The sequence below is a fragment of the Mesorhizobium norvegicum genome, from assembly GCF_004919685.1.
In the GTDB taxonomy this organism is placed as follows: domain Bacteria; phylum Pseudomonadota; class Alphaproteobacteria; order Rhizobiales; family Rhizobiaceae; genus Mesorhizobium; species Mesorhizobium norvegicum.
Window position 1 is genome coordinate 1 of sequence record NZ_SMYZ01000083.1, and the last position, 17,138, is coordinate 17,138.

At 63.6% G+C, this 17,138-nt stretch carries 13 protein-coding genes; 8 read left to right on the forward strand and 5 right to left on the reverse strand.

From position 1 onward, the window contains the following. Nucleotides 1-28: 28 nt before the first annotated feature. The 5 genes from FCU66_RS31090 to FCU66_RS31110 all read right to left on the reverse strand — a co-directional run bounded on the left by FCU66_RS31090 (nucleotide 29) and on the right by FCU66_RS31110 (nucleotide 9,595). Entirely contained in the window at nucleotides 29-1,543 is a 1,515-nt protein-coding gene (locus FCU66_RS31090; protein ID WP_136619553.1) for a malonate--CoA ligase, read from the reverse strand. 186 nt (nucleotides 1,544-1,729) lie between these two features. Next, nucleotides 1,730-2,476 (reverse strand): GntR family transcriptional regulator, encoded by a 747-nt coding sequence (locus tag FCU66_RS31095; RefSeq protein WP_136619554.1) that lies wholly within the window; start codon nucleotides 2,474-2,476, stop codon nucleotides 1,730-1,732. 374 nt (nucleotides 2,477-2,850) lie between these two features. Next, nucleotides 2,851-3,528 (reverse strand): ribulose-phosphate 3-epimerase, encoded by a 678-nt coding sequence (gene rpe / locus FCU66_RS31100; protein WP_136619555.1) that lies wholly within the window; start codon nucleotides 3,526-3,528, stop codon nucleotides 2,851-2,853. A gap of 222 nt (nucleotides 3,529-3,750) precedes the next feature. Further along, nucleotides 3,751-7,605, reverse strand: coding sequence for a DUF7929 domain-containing protein (locus FCU66_RS31105; RefSeq protein WP_136619556.1), 3,855 nt, complete (start codon nucleotides 7,603-7,605; stop codon nucleotides 3,751-3,753). A 10-nt stretch (nucleotides 7,606-7,615) separates the two neighbouring features. Then, on the reverse strand, nucleotides 7,616-9,595 hold the full coding sequence (locus FCU66_RS31110) for an NHL repeat-containing protein (RefSeq protein ID WP_136619557.1): 1,980 nt from the start codon (nucleotides 9,593-9,595) through the stop codon (nucleotides 7,616-7,618). Between the two features lie 490 nt (nucleotides 9,596-10,085). Between FCU66_RS31110 and dnaK the strand changes: the two genes are divergently transcribed. The 8 genes from dnaK (at nucleotide 10,086) to FCU66_RS31155 (ending at nucleotide 17,132) form a co-directional block, all read left to right on the forward strand. Further along, on the forward strand, nucleotides 10,086-12,002 hold the full coding sequence (dnaK, locus tag FCU66_RS31115) for a molecular chaperone DnaK (RefSeq protein ID WP_136619558.1): 1,917 nt from the start codon (nucleotides 10,086-10,088) through the stop codon (nucleotides 12,000-12,002). A 212-nt stretch (nucleotides 12,003-12,214) separates the two neighbouring features. After that, nucleotides 12,215-13,345, forward strand: a complete 1,131-nt coding sequence (gene dnaJ / locus FCU66_RS31120; protein WP_136619559.1) for a molecular chaperone DnaJ — start codon at nucleotides 12,215-12,217, stop codon at nucleotides 13,343-13,345. Between the two features lie 169 nt (nucleotides 13,346-13,514). Then, entirely contained in the window at nucleotides 13,515-14,120 is a 606-nt protein-coding gene (gene pmtA, locus FCU66_RS31125; protein ID WP_136619560.1) for a phospholipid N-methyltransferase PmtA, read from the forward strand. Nucleotides 14,121-14,436: 316 nt separating this feature from the next. After that, complete coding sequence (locus FCU66_RS31135; protein ID WP_136619562.1) at nucleotides 14,437-15,033, forward strand: NADPH-dependent FMN reductase; 597 nt, start codon at nucleotides 14,437-14,439, stop codon at nucleotides 15,031-15,033. Next, on the forward strand, nucleotides 15,030-15,728 hold the full coding sequence (gene pyrF, locus FCU66_RS31140; protein ID WP_136619563.1) for an orotidine-5'-phosphate decarboxylase: 699 nt from the start codon (nucleotides 15,030-15,032) through the stop codon (nucleotides 15,726-15,728). The genes FCU66_RS31135 and pyrF overlap by 4 nt, the downstream gene beginning before the upstream one ends. A gap of 29 nt (nucleotides 15,729-15,757) precedes the next feature. Further along, entirely contained in the window at nucleotides 15,758-16,045 is a 288-nt protein-coding gene (locus tag FCU66_RS31145; protein WP_136619564.1) for a DUF1330 domain-containing protein, read from the forward strand. A 305-nt stretch (nucleotides 16,046-16,350) separates the two neighbouring features. Next, complete coding sequence (locus FCU66_RS31150) at nucleotides 16,351-16,671, forward strand: ArsR/SmtB family transcription factor (RefSeq protein WP_136619565.1); 321 nt, start codon at nucleotides 16,351-16,353, stop codon at nucleotides 16,669-16,671. Beyond that, on the forward strand, nucleotides 16,668-17,132 hold the full coding sequence (locus FCU66_RS31155) for an SRPBCC family protein (RefSeq protein WP_136619566.1): 465 nt from the start codon (nucleotides 16,668-16,670) through the stop codon (nucleotides 17,130-17,132). Before FCU66_RS31150 ends, FCU66_RS31155 begins: the two co-directional genes overlap by 4 nt. Nucleotides 17,133-17,138 lie beyond the last annotated feature (6 nt).

The following is a 17,138-nucleotide window of genomic DNA, read 5'->3' on the forward strand; positions in this document are numbered from 1 at the left end:
ACCGTTTCACACTTTTCCTGAAATTCCCCTAGGAGGCATAGAGGCCCTTGTAGGTGTCGCGCAGCAGGTTCTTCTGCACCTTGCCCATGGTGTTGCGTGGCAGCTCGTCGACGAAGATCACCCGCTTCGGGTGCTTGTATTTCGCCACGCGTTCAGCGATGGCGCCGAGGATTTCGGCTCCGGTGATCTGCGATGACGGCGCCCGCACCACGACGGCGGTGACGCCTTCGCCGAAGTCCGGATGGGCAACGCCGATGACGGCGCTTTCGCTAACCCCGTCAAGCGCGTCGATCTCGCTTTCGAGTTCCTTCGGATAGATGTTGTAGCCGCCGGAAATGATCAGGTCCTTGCCACGCCCGACGATGTGGACGTAGCCGTCGGCGTCGATGATGCCGAGGTCGCCCGTGATGAAGAAGCCGTCGGCGCGGAATTCCGCCTTGGTCTTCTCCGGCATGCGCCAATAGCCGCCGAAGACGTTGGGGCCTTTGACCTCGATCATGCCGACCGCGCCTTGGGCAAGCGCTGCGCCGCTGTCGGGATCTGCGATGCGAAGCGTGACGCCTGGCAAGGGGAAACCGACCGTACCGGCGCGCCGCTCGCCGTCATAGGGGTTCGAGGTGTTCATGTTGGTCTCGGTCATGCCGTAGCGTTCGAGGATCGCGTGGCCGGTGCGCTCGCGCCAGGCCTTGTGTGTCTCGGCCAGCAGCGGCGCCGAACCGGAAATGAACACACGGATGGTTTTCGCCGCCTCGCGGTCCAGCCCATCCTGCTGCAACAGGCGCACATAGAAGGTCGGCACGCCCATCAGGGCCGTGGCGCGCGGCAGCAGCGAGACGATGCGGGCCGGATCGAATTTCTGCTCGAACAGCATCGAGGCGCCAGCCATCAGGATGACGTTGGTGGCGACGAACAGGCCGTGCGTGTGGAAGATCGGCAACGCGTGGATCAGCACGTCGTCTCCGGTGAAGCGCCAGTGCTCGACCAGCACCCGCGCGTTGGAGGCAAGGTTCTCGTGGCTGAGCGTGGCGCCTTTCGAGCGGCCGGTGGTTCCTGACGTGTAGAGGATCGCCGCGAGGTCGTCCGGCCCGCGCGCCACGTCATGGAAATCCGCCGGCAGCCGCGAAGCCTGATCGGTCAGCGATCCCTCGCCGTCGCGGCCGAGCGTGACGGTGGTGGCGCCCGATTTTCCCGCCAACGCTGCGATGTCGGCTGCCCTTGCCGGATCGCAAACGACCAGGCGTGGCGCTGCGTCGCTGAAGAAGTACTCCAGCTCGGCCAGTGTGTAGGCGGTGTTGAGCGGCAGGAAGACGGCGCCGGCGCGCAGGCAGGCGAGATAGAGCAGGACCGCTTCCGGGCTCTTCTCGACCTGCACGGCAACGCGGTTACCGGGTTCGACATCCAACTGCAAGAGCGCATGCGCCAGCTGCGCCGAGCGCGCCAGCATATCGCCATAGGTGAGCGAGCCGCCATCATCGGTTTCCATCAGCAGGCGCCCTGGCGCCGGCATCCGGGACCGGAACGCATCGAACAGATGATTGCTCATAAGGACTTCCCTGGGGTGGCTGAAACGGCGGCGCCGGGCATGCTTTTCGAGCGGCATGCATTGGCGGCGAAGAGTTCGCGATTCCCAGCCGCGCCGTCAAGACCGCAGACGATGGCTCACGCCAGTCGGGCCAACGCCAGGGGTAGCGGGCAATGGGCGGCAAAAGACCCGCCGGGAAAACGACCGCTATCGCCGGGCGCGCTCGGCTCTGCCGGCGACCGCCTTTGATCCTTCGCCCTGGCTGAAGCGTTCCATGCACATGGCAGCGGTCAACTGGTAGTGATTGATCAGCGCCTCGACAGCACCGTCGGCATTGCCATCCAGGGCACATTCGGCGATGAGGCGATGCTCGCCGAAATCGTCGCGCTGGATGCTTTCGCCATCATTGGCCATTTGCCGGTAGCGATAGGCGTGATCGGAAAGCTGATCGCAGAACCCCACCAGCCATTGCGACCGGCAGGCCGAAATCAGCACCCTGTGGAAGATGCGGTGCAACCGCTCCCAATCCGGATTGAGTGAAAAGAGATTTTGCGGCGAAAGACGTGACGCGCGCCCGAGGCGATGCAGCGCCAGGACGAGCTGTTCTTCCCATTCGGCGGTGCGGTGGGCGATGGATTCGCGAAGCGCCCGCTCCTCCAGCCAGCAGCGGGTACGCGTCAGCTCCTCGAGTTCCGATGCGCTGACCGGCATGATGAAGAAGCCACGCTGGTCGTGCCGGCCGAGAAGCCCTTCCGAGGCGAGGCGATTGAGAGCCTCGCGGACAGGGGAAGCGCCAGCCCCATATTTGGAGACCACCCATTCGACCCGCAGCTTGCTCTCGGCTTCAAGAACACCACCGAGAAGGTCGTCACGCAATTGCTGATAGACCGTGCTGGCAAGCGTGCTCTTGGCTCCTGCGGCGTCGTCGTTCAGATTGGCAGCTCCGTATGTCACAGCGACTCCTTCTCCCAAAAACTTGTCCTGGGCAATTCGAGTCCGACAGCATTCGCCTTTTCGTACTTGTACCATATAACGCGCGCCGTCGCGTGCTCAAGCAGAAGATCACGCTATTGTACTTTAGCACGAAGGAATATGCGGCATTTCGGAGATCAATGCTGTAATTCCGCGCATTCCCACAACCTGCGGAAACTTAACATGTTTTGTATGCACGCAGGAGAATCTGTTCTTCCTGTTCTTTTGTATGTGCGTGAGACCACCTGTTCTGTTGCGCGCACAGGCGGCGAACAGTGAAGCCGAATCAGGCCGCCGCTGCTTCCGGGCGCAATGCCATCGAGGATCGAAGCCCGGAAGACGCGATGCGCCGCGAGTTAGCCGGCTGCGTTGTCGGCTGCCATCCTGATCGCCTGGATGTTTTGCCGGTAGGCTTCGACACTGCCGCCTTTGAAAATGGCGGCGCCAGCCACCAGCACGTCGGCGCCGGCAGCGGTGACCAGCGGCGCGGTTTCGGCTGAAACACCGCCGTCGATCTCGATGCGGATCGGCCGGTCGCCAATCAGCGCCTTGACCCGCTTCACCTTGTCGACGATCGCCGGAATGAAGGCCTGGCCGCCAAAGCCCGGATTGACGGTCATGATCAGGATCAGGTCGAGCCGGTCGAGCACATATTCGACCACGCTTTCAGGCGTTGCCGGATTGAGCGACACCCCGGCCTTCTTGCCAAGGTTCCTGATGGTCTGCAGCGAGCGATCGAGATGCGGCCCGGCCTCGGCATGCACGGTCAAGCCGTCACAGCCGGCCTCGGCGAAAGCGGCCAGATAGGGGTCGGCCGGGGCAATCATCAGATGGCAGTCGAAGAAGGCCTTGGTGCGGTTGCGGATCGCCTTGATCACCGGCGGGCCAAAGGTGATGTTGGGGACGAAATGCCCGTCCATCACATCGAGATGGATCCAGTCGGCGCCGGCCGCCACCACCGCTTCGACCTCATCGCCGAGCCTGGAAAAATCCGACGCCAGCACCGAGGGTGCGATCAAGGTCTTTCTGCTCATGGGTGCGGCCTTTCCGAGCGCCCTTTTCATCCGGCCACTCTGGATCGACTGCCTAATGCGCTCCAGCCGACTTGTCGAGTGCGCGGGCACGGTCGCTGCACGGGCCGGGCGGTGTTGTGGCGTCTCCGATCGGGTCGCAGCCAATTTCCGCTTGCCCCCGAGCCACAAGAAAAACCCGCCGGATTGCTCCGGCGGGTTTCTGGTCTGGCGTCAAGCAGATGATTATTGCTGCTGGAGTTTCAGGATTCTGTTTGGATCCGGATCCTGCTGCTGTTCGACCTGCGGCTGGCGCCGTGGCAGTACCTGCTGCAGCAGCAGGCCCGGGTTGAGCTCCAGAGACGGTTGCCCGCGGATCGGCCGGCAGTTCGGATACCGCCCGATCGTGCCTTCCGGGCAGCGCCGCCTGATGATCGGCTGGCACTGGCCATTGATCATCTGTGAGCCCGGTGCGCATTCCACCTCCTGCCTGGGCTTGCGGCATGCGCCGTTGATCACCTCAGTCCCACGCGGACAGACACACTCGCCGCGCTTGTTGTGGACCTGGCCGCGTATGTCGCACTGCTCCTGCGTCGGCTGCTTGCGCCGGCAGGCATTGCCCTGCACCTCGGTACCCCTCGGGCAGACACAATTGCCGTTGGCGTCGTGGACCTGGCCACGGATGGTGCATTGCTCAGGCTTCGGCTGGATCGGGCGGCAGGCGCCATTGCGCACCTCGGTCCCTCTCGGGCAGACGCAGTCTCCATTCGCGTCGTAGATCTGACCACGGATGGTGCACTGCTCAGGCTTCGGCCGGATCGGACGGCAAGCGCCATTGCGCACCTCGGTCCCTCTCGGACAGACACAATCGCCGTCCGAATTGTGGACCTGGCCACGGATCGTGCATTGCTCGGGCTTCGGACGGATCGGACGGCAGGCATTGTCCCTGACTTCCGTGCCCCTGGGGCAGACGCAATCGCCATCCGAATTGTGGACCTGGCCACGGATGGTGCACTGCTCGGGCTTGTCGGTCCTGACGCATTTGCCGTTCTCAAGCCCGGTTCCGCGTGGGCAGACGCAGCGTCCGTCCTCGGTGCGGATCTGGCCTTCGAGCAGCACGCAGCGCTTCGGCGGCGGCGGCGTTGGCAGAATATTGGTACCACCGCCGGTGCACTGGCCGTTGCGGAAGGTTGTGCCTTCCGGGCAGACGCAGCGGCCGGCGTCGTTCATGACGAAGCCTTGCGAGCATTCCTTCTTCGTCTCCTGGCTGATGGTGAAGGGATGGCAAGCATAGGCCTTGCCGCGATCGCCCTGCACATTGGTCTGGTCACCGCCAAGCACGTCACCGCCGCCTTGCACCCGCGTGTCGGGAGACAGCACGCCGACGCAGTTCTGGCCGCTGACGTTGCCCTGCAGATTGGCCAGGCGGCCGTCGTCGGGAATGACCACGGTGACATGGTGCACCTGGCTTTCGCCTGCGCCGAGCGTCAGGTTGGCAATGCAGGACAGCGGCAAGGTTGCCGGTTCCGGCGAGCAGCCGAAGGGCGGATCGATCGACGTGATCGCAACGCCCTCCAGCCTGCCCAACCCGTCCACGCCGATCGCATCACCGATACGGACCGGACCCGAGAAGGGGGTCGTCCCGTCATTGGTGATGGTGATCTCGAACGAGCAGGGTTGGCCGAGCTTGCATTCGCGGTCGCCGGTCTTCTCGACACGGATGGTCGAGGTACCACCGCCCTTGGCGCAGGCCTGGCCGATCGGATAGACGATGTCGTCGCCGGGCGCCGGACCATACGAACCGCGCGCGCAGTTCTCGAACGCGCCATTCGCCGAGACCGTCACGTCGAAGTGGCGGCTGGTTCCAGGTGTCATCACGGCACCGGGAATCTGGCACGACAGCGCATTGGCCGGAACCGGTCCGCACGCCCATTCCGCGCCGTCGGGGGTGACGGTCTGGATCTGGACGGGCGCGCCGCCGGCCACCAGCGTGGCGGCATCGTTGACCCGCACCGGACCGGTGGGGGCAGCGTTGCCAAGGCTGATGACGGTGATGCGGCAAGAAATGACCGCAGCACCGGCGAGCGAGCCGTTGCACACCTTGGTGATGCGCAGGGTCGGCTTGCCGCCATTGGGATGGCGGAAGCGTTCCTTGGCGCAGGCCTTGTTGTTGGTGAGGTCGTTTTCACCAGGAACGGCCTTCACCGCGGCGCAGTTCTCCACCGTGTCCGACTGGTAGCCGGCCGGCATGACCGCCTTGACGACGATCGGTGTCGAGGCGCCCGGAGGCAGCGAGATCCCCGCATTGTCGCAGCGGAACTGGCCGGGGCCGTTCGGTCCGCATGTCCAGGGCGGGCTCGGGCCGAAGGTCGAGGAGGACGGCGCGCCGCCCGGATAGCTGTCGATCACCGTCAGCGGCCCGTTATAGGTTGATGTGCCGTTGTTGATGATGTCGATCACGAAATAGCAGATGCCGTCGGCCGTGCAGACCGGGATGCGGGCACGCTTCTTCAGGATCAGGTCGACCTTCTTTTCGACCGGCGGCTGGCAGTCGCGGTCACGGTCGCCACGCCGGCAGATCGGGATCGAGGCACAGCCGCGATCGTTCGACTGGCTGCCGAAAAGCGGCTTGCCGCTGGCCCCATAATTATAGGTGGCGCAGTTGCGCAAGACGCTGCCTTGCCAGCCTCCGGCCGGCTTGAAGCCGAGCTTGAGGTCGACGGAGGCCCCCGGGTTGAGCGTGGTCACCGGATAGGTGCACGTCATCGGGGTGACGCCGGGTACGCAGACCCAGGGCGGATTGGGCCCAGAATCGAGCGTGGATCCGGCCGGCAGCGTCACCTCGTCGAGCACGATCTTGCCGTGGTAGGCACCGGTGCCGACATTGGTGACCCTGATGGTGAAGTCGCAGCCGCCACCCATCGTGCAACGCGTCACGTCGGCGCGTTTCTCGACCTTGAGGTCCGGCTCCTTGTCCTTGGGCGGGCACCTCTGGTCACGCGGGATGACGATGTCGATCGTCTGCGTGCAGCACAGGCCCCAGCCTTCCTTCGGACCGGCATAGGTTTCGATGCCGGTGACGATGAGGTGGATGACGTCGCCGGGCGATGCGCCGACGATCTTCCAGTTGAGCACACCGCCGCCCGCCGGCACCAGTTGGGTGTCGGGGATGATGGTGATGCCGGGCGTGGTCGTCGACACCTGCACCCACTTGCCGCCCATCTCCGGGCCGACCGGCATGTGGTAGATGAAGGCGCCGCCGCCGGGCACGCAATCGACCGTGCCGCGTTCCACCTTGAAGCATTCCTTGCCGGGAGGTGGCGGTGGCGGGTTGCACTTGGTGACGTCGATCTTGATCGAGGTCTTCACGCCGGTCTTGAAGTCGCCGTCGTCGGGCTTGCTCGGATCCTGCGACGGGATGATGGTCCCCGTGCCCGGTCCGGCCGTCACCTTGATCATGCCCTGGTTGTCGACGATCGTCGGCGCGGGAAATGCCGCATGATCGATCTTGGCCGTGATCGCGAAGTTGATGACGCGCTCGTTGGGAGCGCCGACGCCGTCGAGATCGGAAGCGGAGATGCGGAAATCGGAAACCGTGGCAGTATCGTTCGGATTTGCCGACGTGCTGATCGTCGCCCCCGGCAGCGGTCCGCCGGACGAATCCGTGCCGTCGCCGGACACATTGACGTTGACGATCTCAAGGCCGTGCGGAAGCTGGTCCTTGAAGTCGACCCGGACCTTCTTCAGCCTGGCCTCGAGGCTTGGGTCGGCAAGGCCCTGCGGATCGCCGCGCAGGCCGAAGCTCAGCGAATAAACGACGTAGTCGCAGCCTCTTTGAGTGCCTTTCTTGGTGAAGAAGGGCACGACCCGGTCGGGCCTCGGAGTGATGACGCGCGAACTGTCGAGATCGAGCTTCAGCTCCGGGGTGATCGGGGCAGCGTCTTCCGCAAAGCCTTGCACCGGGGTGAGCATGGCGACCGCGATACCGGCCGCCATCAGCCAGCGCGCGCCGCGCCTGGCGTATGACAGGGGTTTCATGATCGTCTCCATGACGGTTGAGTTGTTGTTCGTTGCGAACTGGGAGAGTGCGAGATTTTTCATCTTCCCCTCCTCAACGTTCGCAGCTGACGGCTGGGGTTCTGAGCGGCAAAGTCATCTTGCAGCAAGGGTAGTAGCCACCCTTGTCCTTGTCGGACTTCCTGTAGAAACAGAGCCCGACATCGACTGTGTCGCCCGGATAGTGGCCGGTGATGTCGATCGTGTAAGGCTTGCCGGGCTCATGCGACTGCCGGGTGGTTACCCCGACGCCTGGCGTCCTGGACTGGGCCTTGATCGAATCGCCGCCGAAGCCGGCATGGTCATGGAGATAGAGATCGGCCTCGAGGCCGGAAGGCGTGCAGTAAAACTGGACGTCTTCGACATCGATGCACGGAGGCAGATTGCCGGGCGGTGGGAAGTCCGGCGGGTAGAAGGGGGGCAGATAGCCGCCCGGGATTTCTTCATAGTAGCCGGCGCGGCCCTCGCAGGGGTGCCAGACGGCGACGTCGCCGACATGTCCCTCGACCTCGGGATCTTCGAAATAGCCGTCGAAGTCGACGAACCAGGAGCCGAAGGGCGGCACGTTGGCCGGTTTGACCAGCTCCTTGGGCGTGATCTGCACGCCGTGCACGGCGAGCGGCCCGCCGGCGGCTAGCTGTTCGGCGAGAGCCGGATTGTCGCGCAGCTTGTCGCCGGTGTTGACCAGCGTCTGCGTGCACACCGAGGTGTCGAGATTGCCATCGGCATCATAGCCATATTGCAGGTCGAGACCGCCGGCCGACTGCCGGTTGCCCTGCGGGAAGCCGATCGCATATTCCTGCGGCATTTCCACCCAGACCGATTCCGTTGCCGGATCGTCCGGGTTCTCACGCCAGTAGCGGATGACCTCGCCCTTGCCGGAATCGGCGAACTGGCTGTAATCGTAGCGGTTTTCGACCGGGCCGCGCTGGGCCAGGTACATGAAGCCGCTGTTGTCGAAGGCGATATCCGTGACGGCGTAGTCCTTGTCGGCCTTGACCGTCAGTTCCCAGCGCGGGTCGCCGGCAAAGGTGCCGTCGCGGGCAATGCCCACCGACCAGATTTCCGACTTTTCGCCGACAGAGTAGTAGAGCCGGCCACCATGATAGGAGACGGCCCAGATGCGGCGCTCGTCCTGCGTGTAGCCCCAGCTGTCGGGGTCTTCGCTGTCGAAGGCCGCGCCCTGTATGTCCATCACCGACCCGTCGTCGGCGACGGGAGCGAGCCCATGCGCCGGGCGGCCGGCAACGCCATGGTCGAAGCTGTCGATCAGCCTGCCGTCGGCGTCGATGCGATGGATCAGGCCGGTGTCGAGGTCGGACGCAAAGAACTGGCGGTGGCTGGCATCGAAGGTGAGATTGCCGATGCCGGGACCGCTGTTGGTGTCGATGTCGGCGAATTTGGAGACCTGGCCGGTGATGCCGTCGATCTTCCAGATGGTGCCCGGCCCGCCACCGTTTTCGGTGCCGAACTGGCCATCCATGAAGGTGGCGCCGGCCGCGCCGCGGCGCTGCCGCTCGGGGCGACCGTCATCGTCGGCGTCCGGGGTGACGATGCGGATGCCGTGCAGCGAGGTGGCGCCGGCATAGAGATTGGGAATGCCGGACGGGACGCCGTCGCGCACGCCGTCATCATAGGTGACGCCGAACACCTGGCCGATCTGCTCTGCCGTCACCTCGAAAGGCGGCGGCGTGAAAACGAGCTGGCCGGCGGCCGGTCCGCCCAGGTGGGAAACGTCGAACACGCGCAAGGTGGCGCGCGTGGTATCGATGAAGGTTTCGTCGATCGGATCGACGCCGGGCGGCAGGCCCCCTTTTTCGGAATCAGGGGGGTCGAAATTGGGAATGATGGTGCCGGAAAATCCGGTCACCGCCATCGAGCCGGGATAGATGATCTGGGTTTCCTGCGCCTGCGCGGCGCCACCCAGCCACAGGCCGGCGGCGAGCGCCAGCGCCAACAGTCCGCCGCCAGCATGCGCGGCACGACGCAAACGACCCTCAAGAGACGACACGAACGAGCCGCGGATGCGAGACATGACACTCCCCCCGTAGTCGACGGGAGAAACGTCCGGTCTGGCCGCGCAAATCAGGGCAAGGCGCGGCGTTCCGGCTCGTTCTTCCCTGATCGAATTGTCTGCTTTCCTCATTATCACGATACGCCTGCTCTTACGCAGGGTCAACGGAATCAGCGGAAAGCCCAGCGCATCGACCCCGTCCCGAAGGCGGTGGTCGCGCCGAGCTCCTGTTGTTCCCGGAGACCGCGGAGTCTCTGGGTTGTTGGTCATTGGGGGCTTCCTTTCCGGGCCGCACCATGCGGCACCTGGACATCAGTCGCAGGCGGAGGTGGAAAGGTTCATGGAAGCCTTGCGCAGAATGCTTGCGCGCGATGCCGCCTGTTCTTATATACGCGCCAAGCCGTTCGGTGCCGGAATGCCGGTTGCCGGAACGGAATTTCTTGTGAACAGGGGCTTTCGTTGGAACGCCTGTACGGGTCCTGAGAGCCTGCTTAGCGGAGAGACTAGAAAAATGGCAAAAGTAATCGGTATCGATCTCGGCACCACCAACTCCTGTATCGCCATCATGGATGGCAAGGAGCCGAAGGTGATCGAGAATGCGGAAGGCGCGCGCACGACGCCTTCCATCGTCGCCATCAGCGGCGACGACGAACGTCTCGTCGGCCAGCCGGCCAAGCGCCAGGCGGTCACCAATCCTGAAAACACCATCTTCGCGGTCAAGCGCCTGATCGGCCGCCGCTATGACGATCCGGTGACGGAGAAGGACAAGAAGCTTGTCCCCTACAAGATCGTCAAGGGCGACAATGGCGATGCCTGGGTCGAGGCCGGCGGCAGGAAACAGTCGCCCTCGCAGATTTCGGCCATGATCCTGCAGAAGATGAAGGAGACGGCGGAAGCCTATCTCGGTGAGAAGGTCGAGAAGGCGGTCATCACCGTTCCGGCCTATTTCAACGACGCCCAGCGCCAGGCAACCAAGGACGCCGGCAAGATCGCCGGCCTTGAAGTGCTGCGCATCATCAACGAGCCGACCGCGGCGGCGCTTGCCTACGGCCTCGACAAGAAGGAAGGCAAGACCATTGCCGTCTATGACCTTGGCGGCGGCACGTTCGACATTTCGGTGCTCGAAATCGGCGACGGCGTGTTCGAGGTCAAGTCGACCAATGGCGACACCTTCCTCGGCGGCGAGGATTTCGACATGCGCCTGGTCGAATATCTGGCGGCCGAGTTCAAGAAGGAACAGGGCATCGACCTGAAGAACGACAAGCTCGCCCTGCAGCGCCTCAAGGAGGCGGCTGAAAAGGCCAAGATCGAGCTGTCGTCGACCACCCAGACCGAAATCAACCTGCCCTTCATCACCGCCGACGCGACCGGGCCGAAGCATCTGACGCTGAAGCTGACGCGCGCCAAGTTCGAGCAGCTGGTCGACGACCTGGTCCAGCGCACGATTGCCCCTTGCAAGGCAGCGCTCAAGGATGCCGGCCTGAAGGCCGGCGAGATCGACGAAGTCGTCCTGGTCGGCGGCATGACCCGCATGCCCAAGATCCAGGAGATCGTGAAGCAGTTCTTCGGCAAGGAGCCGCACAAGGGCGTCAATCCGGATGAGGTCGTCGCACTCGGCGCCGCTATCCAGGCCGGCGTGCTGCAGGGCGACGTCAAGGACGTGCTGTTGCTCGACGTGACGCCGCTTTCGCTCGGCATCGAGACGCTGGGTGGCGTTTTCACCCGCCTGATCGAGCGCAACACGACGATCCCGACCAAGAAGAGCCAGGTGTTCTCGACGGCCGAGGACAGTCAGTCGGCCGTGACCATCCGCGTCTTCCAGGGTGAGCGCGAAATGGCCGCAGACAACAAGGCGCTCGGCCAGTTCGACCTGGTCGGCATCCCGCCGGCGCCGCGCGGCGTGCCGCAGATCGAGGTCACCTTCGACATCGACGCCAACGGCATCGTCAACGTTTCGGCCAAGGACAAGGGCACCGGCAAGGAACACCAGATCCGCATCCAGGCATCGGGTGGTCTTTCGGACGCCGACATCGAGAAGATGGTCAAGGACGCCGAGGCCAATGCCGAGACCGACAAGAAGCGGCGTGCGCTGGTCGAAGCCCGCAACCAGGCTGAAGCGCTGCTGCATTCCTCGGAGAAGTCGCTGAAGGAATATGGCGACAAGGTTTCGGAAACCGAGCGCACGGCGATCTCCGACGCGATCACGGCGCTGAAAACCGCGACCGAAGGCGATGACGCGGCCGACATCGAGGCCAAGAGCCAGGCGCTTGCCGAGGCTTCGATGAAGCTTGGCCAGGCCATGTACGAGGCTTCGCAGAAGGAAGCGGCGGAAGCCGATGCCAAGGCGGACGCCGCCAAGGACAGCGATGTGGTCGATGCCGATTTCGAGGAAATCGACGAGGACGACGACAAGAAGAAGTCGGCCTGAACCGTTTGACGGCAAGATAAAGCGAAAAGCCCGGCGAAGGCCGGGCTTTTTTGCAACCCCTTGCAGAAAAACAGCGGGCCTTGCTGAAAAAATGCAGGCAAAGCCGCGTCGACACTGGCATCCCGCTTCCATCGCACCTAAATCGGAACGGCAATGCCGGCAAACGACGCAACAAGGCTTCAAGACGTTGAGCATCCGGACAGCGGGAAAAAATGAAAGCTGATTTCTACGAGACGCTGGGCGTGCAAAAAGGCGCCGATGAGAAGGAGCTCAAGAGCGCTTTCCGCAAGCTCGCCATGCAGTTCCATCCCGACCGCAATCCCGGCGATCATTCCTGCGAGCACAAGTTCAAGGAAATCAACGAAGCCTACGAGACGCTGAAGGACCCGCAGAAGCGCGCGGCCTATGACCGCTTCGGCCATGCGGCCTTCGAGCAGGGCGGCATGAATGGCGGCGCGCAGGGCTTTGGCGCCGGCGGCTTCGCTGACATCTTCGAGGATATTTTCGGCGACATGATGGGCGGGCGCCAGCGCCGCTCGTCGGGCGGCCGCGAGCGCGGCGCCGATTTGCGCTACAACATGGAAATCACGCTGGAGGAAGCCTTCGCGGGAAAAACCGCGCAAATCCGCGTGCCGGCGTCGATCTCCTGCTCTGAATGTTCGGGCAGCGGCGCCAAGCCCGGCACCCAGCCTGTCACCTGCTCGATGTGCAACGGCCACGGCAAGGTGCGCGCCACGCAAGGCTTCTTCTCGATCGAGCGGACCTGCCCGCAGTGCCAGGGACGCGGCCAGACGATCAAGGACCCTTGCCCAAAATGCGCCGGCCAGGGCCGCGTCACCGAGGAGCGGTCGCTGTCGGTCAACATCCCGGCCGGCATCGAGGACGGCACCCGCATCCGCCTTGCCAATGAGGGCGAGGCAGGCCTGCGCGGCGGGCCATCGGGCGACCTCTATATTTTCCTGGCGGTCAAGCCGCACGAGTTCTTCCAGCGCGACGGAGCCGACCTCTATTGCAAGGTGCCGATCTCGATGACGACGGCCGCCCTTGGCGGCTCCTTCGAGGTGACGACGCTGGATGGCACGCAGACCAAGGTGAAAGTGGCCGAAGGCACCCAGAACGGACGCCAGTTCCGCCTCAAGGGCAAGGGCATGCCGGTGCTGCGCCAGCCCAATGTCGGCGACCTCTACATCCAGACCGCGGTCGAGACGCCGCAGAACCTGACCCGCCGCCAGCGCGAACTGCTGGAGGAGTTCGAACAACTCTCCTCGCAGGACAATTCGCCCCAATCGAGCGGCTTTTTCGCCCGCATGAAGGATTTTTTCGAATCCTTCGGCGAGCGTTGATGCAAGTCGCCCAGCAGCGGAAACCGGTTTGGACCGCCAAAATCCGTGACCCGCGTCGCGCCATGAGACGCGACGAAAACTATCTTATCCACGACATGCGCCCGGCCGCACCTTGCCTTGCACCGCTCAAGTGTTAAGTAACTTGCAGGGAGCACTGAGGAGAACTTGCATGACACGTGGCCCTGGACTGCGGAAGGCGCTTGTCGAAAAGTTCGACGACGAGCTCAAATTCTTCAAAGGCTGGATCGACAAGCCGAAGACGGTCGGCTCGATCGTGCCGACCAGTTCGATCACCGCCCGCAAGATGGCTTCGATCGTCAATCCGAAATCCGGCCTGCCGGTGCTCGAGGTCGGTCCCGGCACCGGCGTCATCACCCGCGCCATCCTCGCCCAGGGCGTGCGGCCCGAAAACCTCTACGCGGTCGAATACAACACGGATTTCGTGCGCCACCTGCGGCGGCTCTATCCCGGCGTCAACGTCATCGAGGGCGATGCCTTCAATCTCAACGCCACGCTTGGCGACAAGAGCGGGATGATCTTCGATTCCGTCGTTTCGGGCGTGCCGCTGCTCAACTTTCCGGTCGCCCAGCGCATCGCCTATATTGAGAGCCTGCTCGACCGCATCCCGACCGGACGGCCCATCGTGCAGCTGACCTATGGCCCGATGTCGCCGATCCCGGCCGGCCGCGGCGACTACACGGTCAAGCATTTCGACTTCATCTTCCGCAACATCCCGCCGACGCAGCTGTGGATCTATAGGCGCGAAGCGCATTAGTTCCTCGACGCAGAACCGTTCGCGGATTCTCGTGCTGACCGCATACCTTGGCGATTGGCCTAAACATCAATCACTTCGTCATCCACGGGCGGAGCAAGGAGCGTAGCGACGCCGCGCAGACCCGAGGATCCATGCCGCGACTTCAAGGCGTTACAACGGTGCAGAATTCTGTTCCGCTGCATTCCTCGATAGCTGTCACGGCATGGATCCCAGGGTCTCCGCGACGGAGCTTCGCTCCTGCTTCGCCCAGGGATGACGAAGTTGGCGTTGATTTGAGGGACCTCTGGCTGTACCTGTCCGGGAACAAGGGTGGCCAATGGCAGTGATCCCGAAAATCCTCGTCTTCGCCGGCTCGGTGCGCAGCGGCGCCTATAGCGGCAGGACAGCCGACGTGGCGCAGAAGGAACTTGCCATGCAGGGCGCCGAGGTGACCCGCATCTCGCTCGCCGACTATCCCTTGCCTATCCTCGACGAGGATTTGGAAAAGGAAAAGGGCGTTCCCGAAAACGCCCAGAAACTCGGCCGTCTGATGATCGCTCATGACGGGCTGCTGATCGCCACGCCCGAATATAACGGCTCCATCCCGCCCCTGCTGAAGAACACGATCGACTGGGTGAGCCGGGTGCGCAGGGATGGTGGCCGCACGGTCAGGCCGCTTGCAGGCAAGGTCGCCGGCCTCTGCTCATCCTCCAGCGGGCGCTTTGCCGGCATCCGTTGCATCAACCATCTGCGCTCCGTTCTGGTGCGCTGCCAGATGGAGGTGGTGACGCCGGAATGCTCGGTGCCGGAGGGCGGCGACGCCTTCGACGAGGACGGCAATTTTCGCGACGAAAGACTGCACAAATCGATGGAGCACCTATGCCGCACGCTGATCGAAACCTCGCGCATGCTGTCCACCCGGATCGAGGCATGATCACCGATACCATGCGCGACCGGCTCATCGTCGGCCTCGACGTGCCGACCGTGAAGCAAGCCGAGCAGGCGGTGCGCGAACTCGACGGCGTCGTCTCCTTCTACAAGATCGGCTACCAGCTGGCCTTCGCCGGCGGGCTCGACTTCGCCAGGGAACTGGCCAGCGGCGGCACCAAGGTCTTCCTCGACATGAAGCTGCTCGACATCGACCACACGGTGGCCAAGGGGGTCGAGAACATCGTCAAGATGGGTGTGACCATGCTGACCATCCACGCCTATCCCAAGGCGATGGCGGCGGCGGTGGAAGCAGCGCGCGGCAGCGACCTTTGCCTGCTTGCGGTCAGCGTGCTGACCTCGATGGACGAGCAGGACATGATCGATGTCGGCTATGAGTACGACCCGCATACGCTGGTGCTGCGGCGCTCGGAACAGGCACTGCATGCCGGCATGGGCGGCATCGTCTGCTCGGCGGCGGAAGCCGAAGCGGTGCGCCGCATCGTCGGGCCCGACCTGGCGGTGGTGACACCAGGCATCCGGCCTGCCGGCAGCGACCATGGCGACCAGAAGCGCGTGGTGACGCCGGGCCAGGCCATCCGCAACGGCTCCAGCCACCTCGTCGTCGGCCGGCCTATCGTCGCGGCAAGCGACCGTCGCGCAGCGGCCGAAGCCATCCTTGACGAAATGCGCTCGGCATAATTCCAAAAGAACGACTTCGGAGACAACAAATGCCCAAGGGATACTGGATCGCTCGTGTCGATGTGCGCGACGCCGAAGGCTACAAGGACTACGTGGCCGCCGCCAAGCTCGCTTTCGACCGTTTCGACGTCAAATTCCTAGCGCGCGGCGGCGAGCATGAAAAGGCCGAAGGGCCCGGCCGGGCGCGCAACGTCATCATCGAGTTCGAATCGCTCGCCGCCGCACATGATTGCTACCACTCGCCGGAATACCAGCGCGCCGTCGCCATTCGCCAGAAGGTCGCCGACGGCGAAATCGTGCTGGTCGAGGGCATCTGAGGCGCACCGAACTATAATTCCGAAAAGTGGTATCCGGTTTTCACCGGAGATCATGCTCAAGGCCGGATAAAGCAGCCTGGCGGCGCTCCAACGAGGCCCGCAGAGACTCCCGTATCTTCGCCCCGCGCCTCTATGACGACCTGCCAAGCAGCAGGCGCCAAACGCGGAGCCTTGCCGATGCGCGGCTTGTCGAACGACCGACTGTCCTAACAGCCTTCGCTTTGATCCATTGCGATGCCGGGCTGACTGCTGGTTGACATGCAGGTATTTACCTGCATATTATCCCTCACAGACGAGCGAGACCGATGGACGCCGACAAGGTTTTCAAAGCGCTGGGCGACCCGACACGCAGAAGGCTGCTTGACCTTCTGTGTGAGCAGAACGGGCAGACGCTCGGCCAGCTTTGCGAACACCTGGACATGGCAAGGCAATCCGCCACCCAGCACCTCGACCTGCTGGAGGCGGCCAATCTGGTGAGCACGGTCAAGCGCGGCCGCGAAAAGCTGCATTTCATCAACCCCGTGCCACTGCACGAAGTCTACGAGCGCTGGGTGCGGAAATTCGAACGGCAGCGGCTCAGCCTGCTGCACGACCTGAAGCAAGAACTCGAAGGAGAGGACCAATGACCAAAGAGACCACGAGCTTTGTCTACGTGACCTATATCCGCTCGACGCCACAGAAGGTGTTCGAGGCCATAATCAAGCCTGATGTCGCAAGGCGCTACTGGGGCCACGAGAACGTCTCCGACTGGAAGGCGGGATCGAAATGGGAACACATCCGCGCCAACGACGAACGGACCCTCGAACTCGTCGGCAAGGTCGTCGAGATCTCGCCACCGACCCGCCTCGTCATCACCTGGGCCAACGCCTCGCAGGCCGACGATCCGTCGAAAACCAGCCGGGTGACGTTCGCCATCGAGGAATACGACACCATGGTGCGGCTGACCGTCAGCCATGACGAACTCGAAGCCGGCAGCGGCATGGCGAAGGGCGTCAGCCAGGGCTGGCCGGCCGTGCTGTCGAGCATGAAATCCTTCCTGGAAACCGGCAGCGGCATCGACCTGTTCGCCAAGCCGAAATCAGCCTGATGCCCT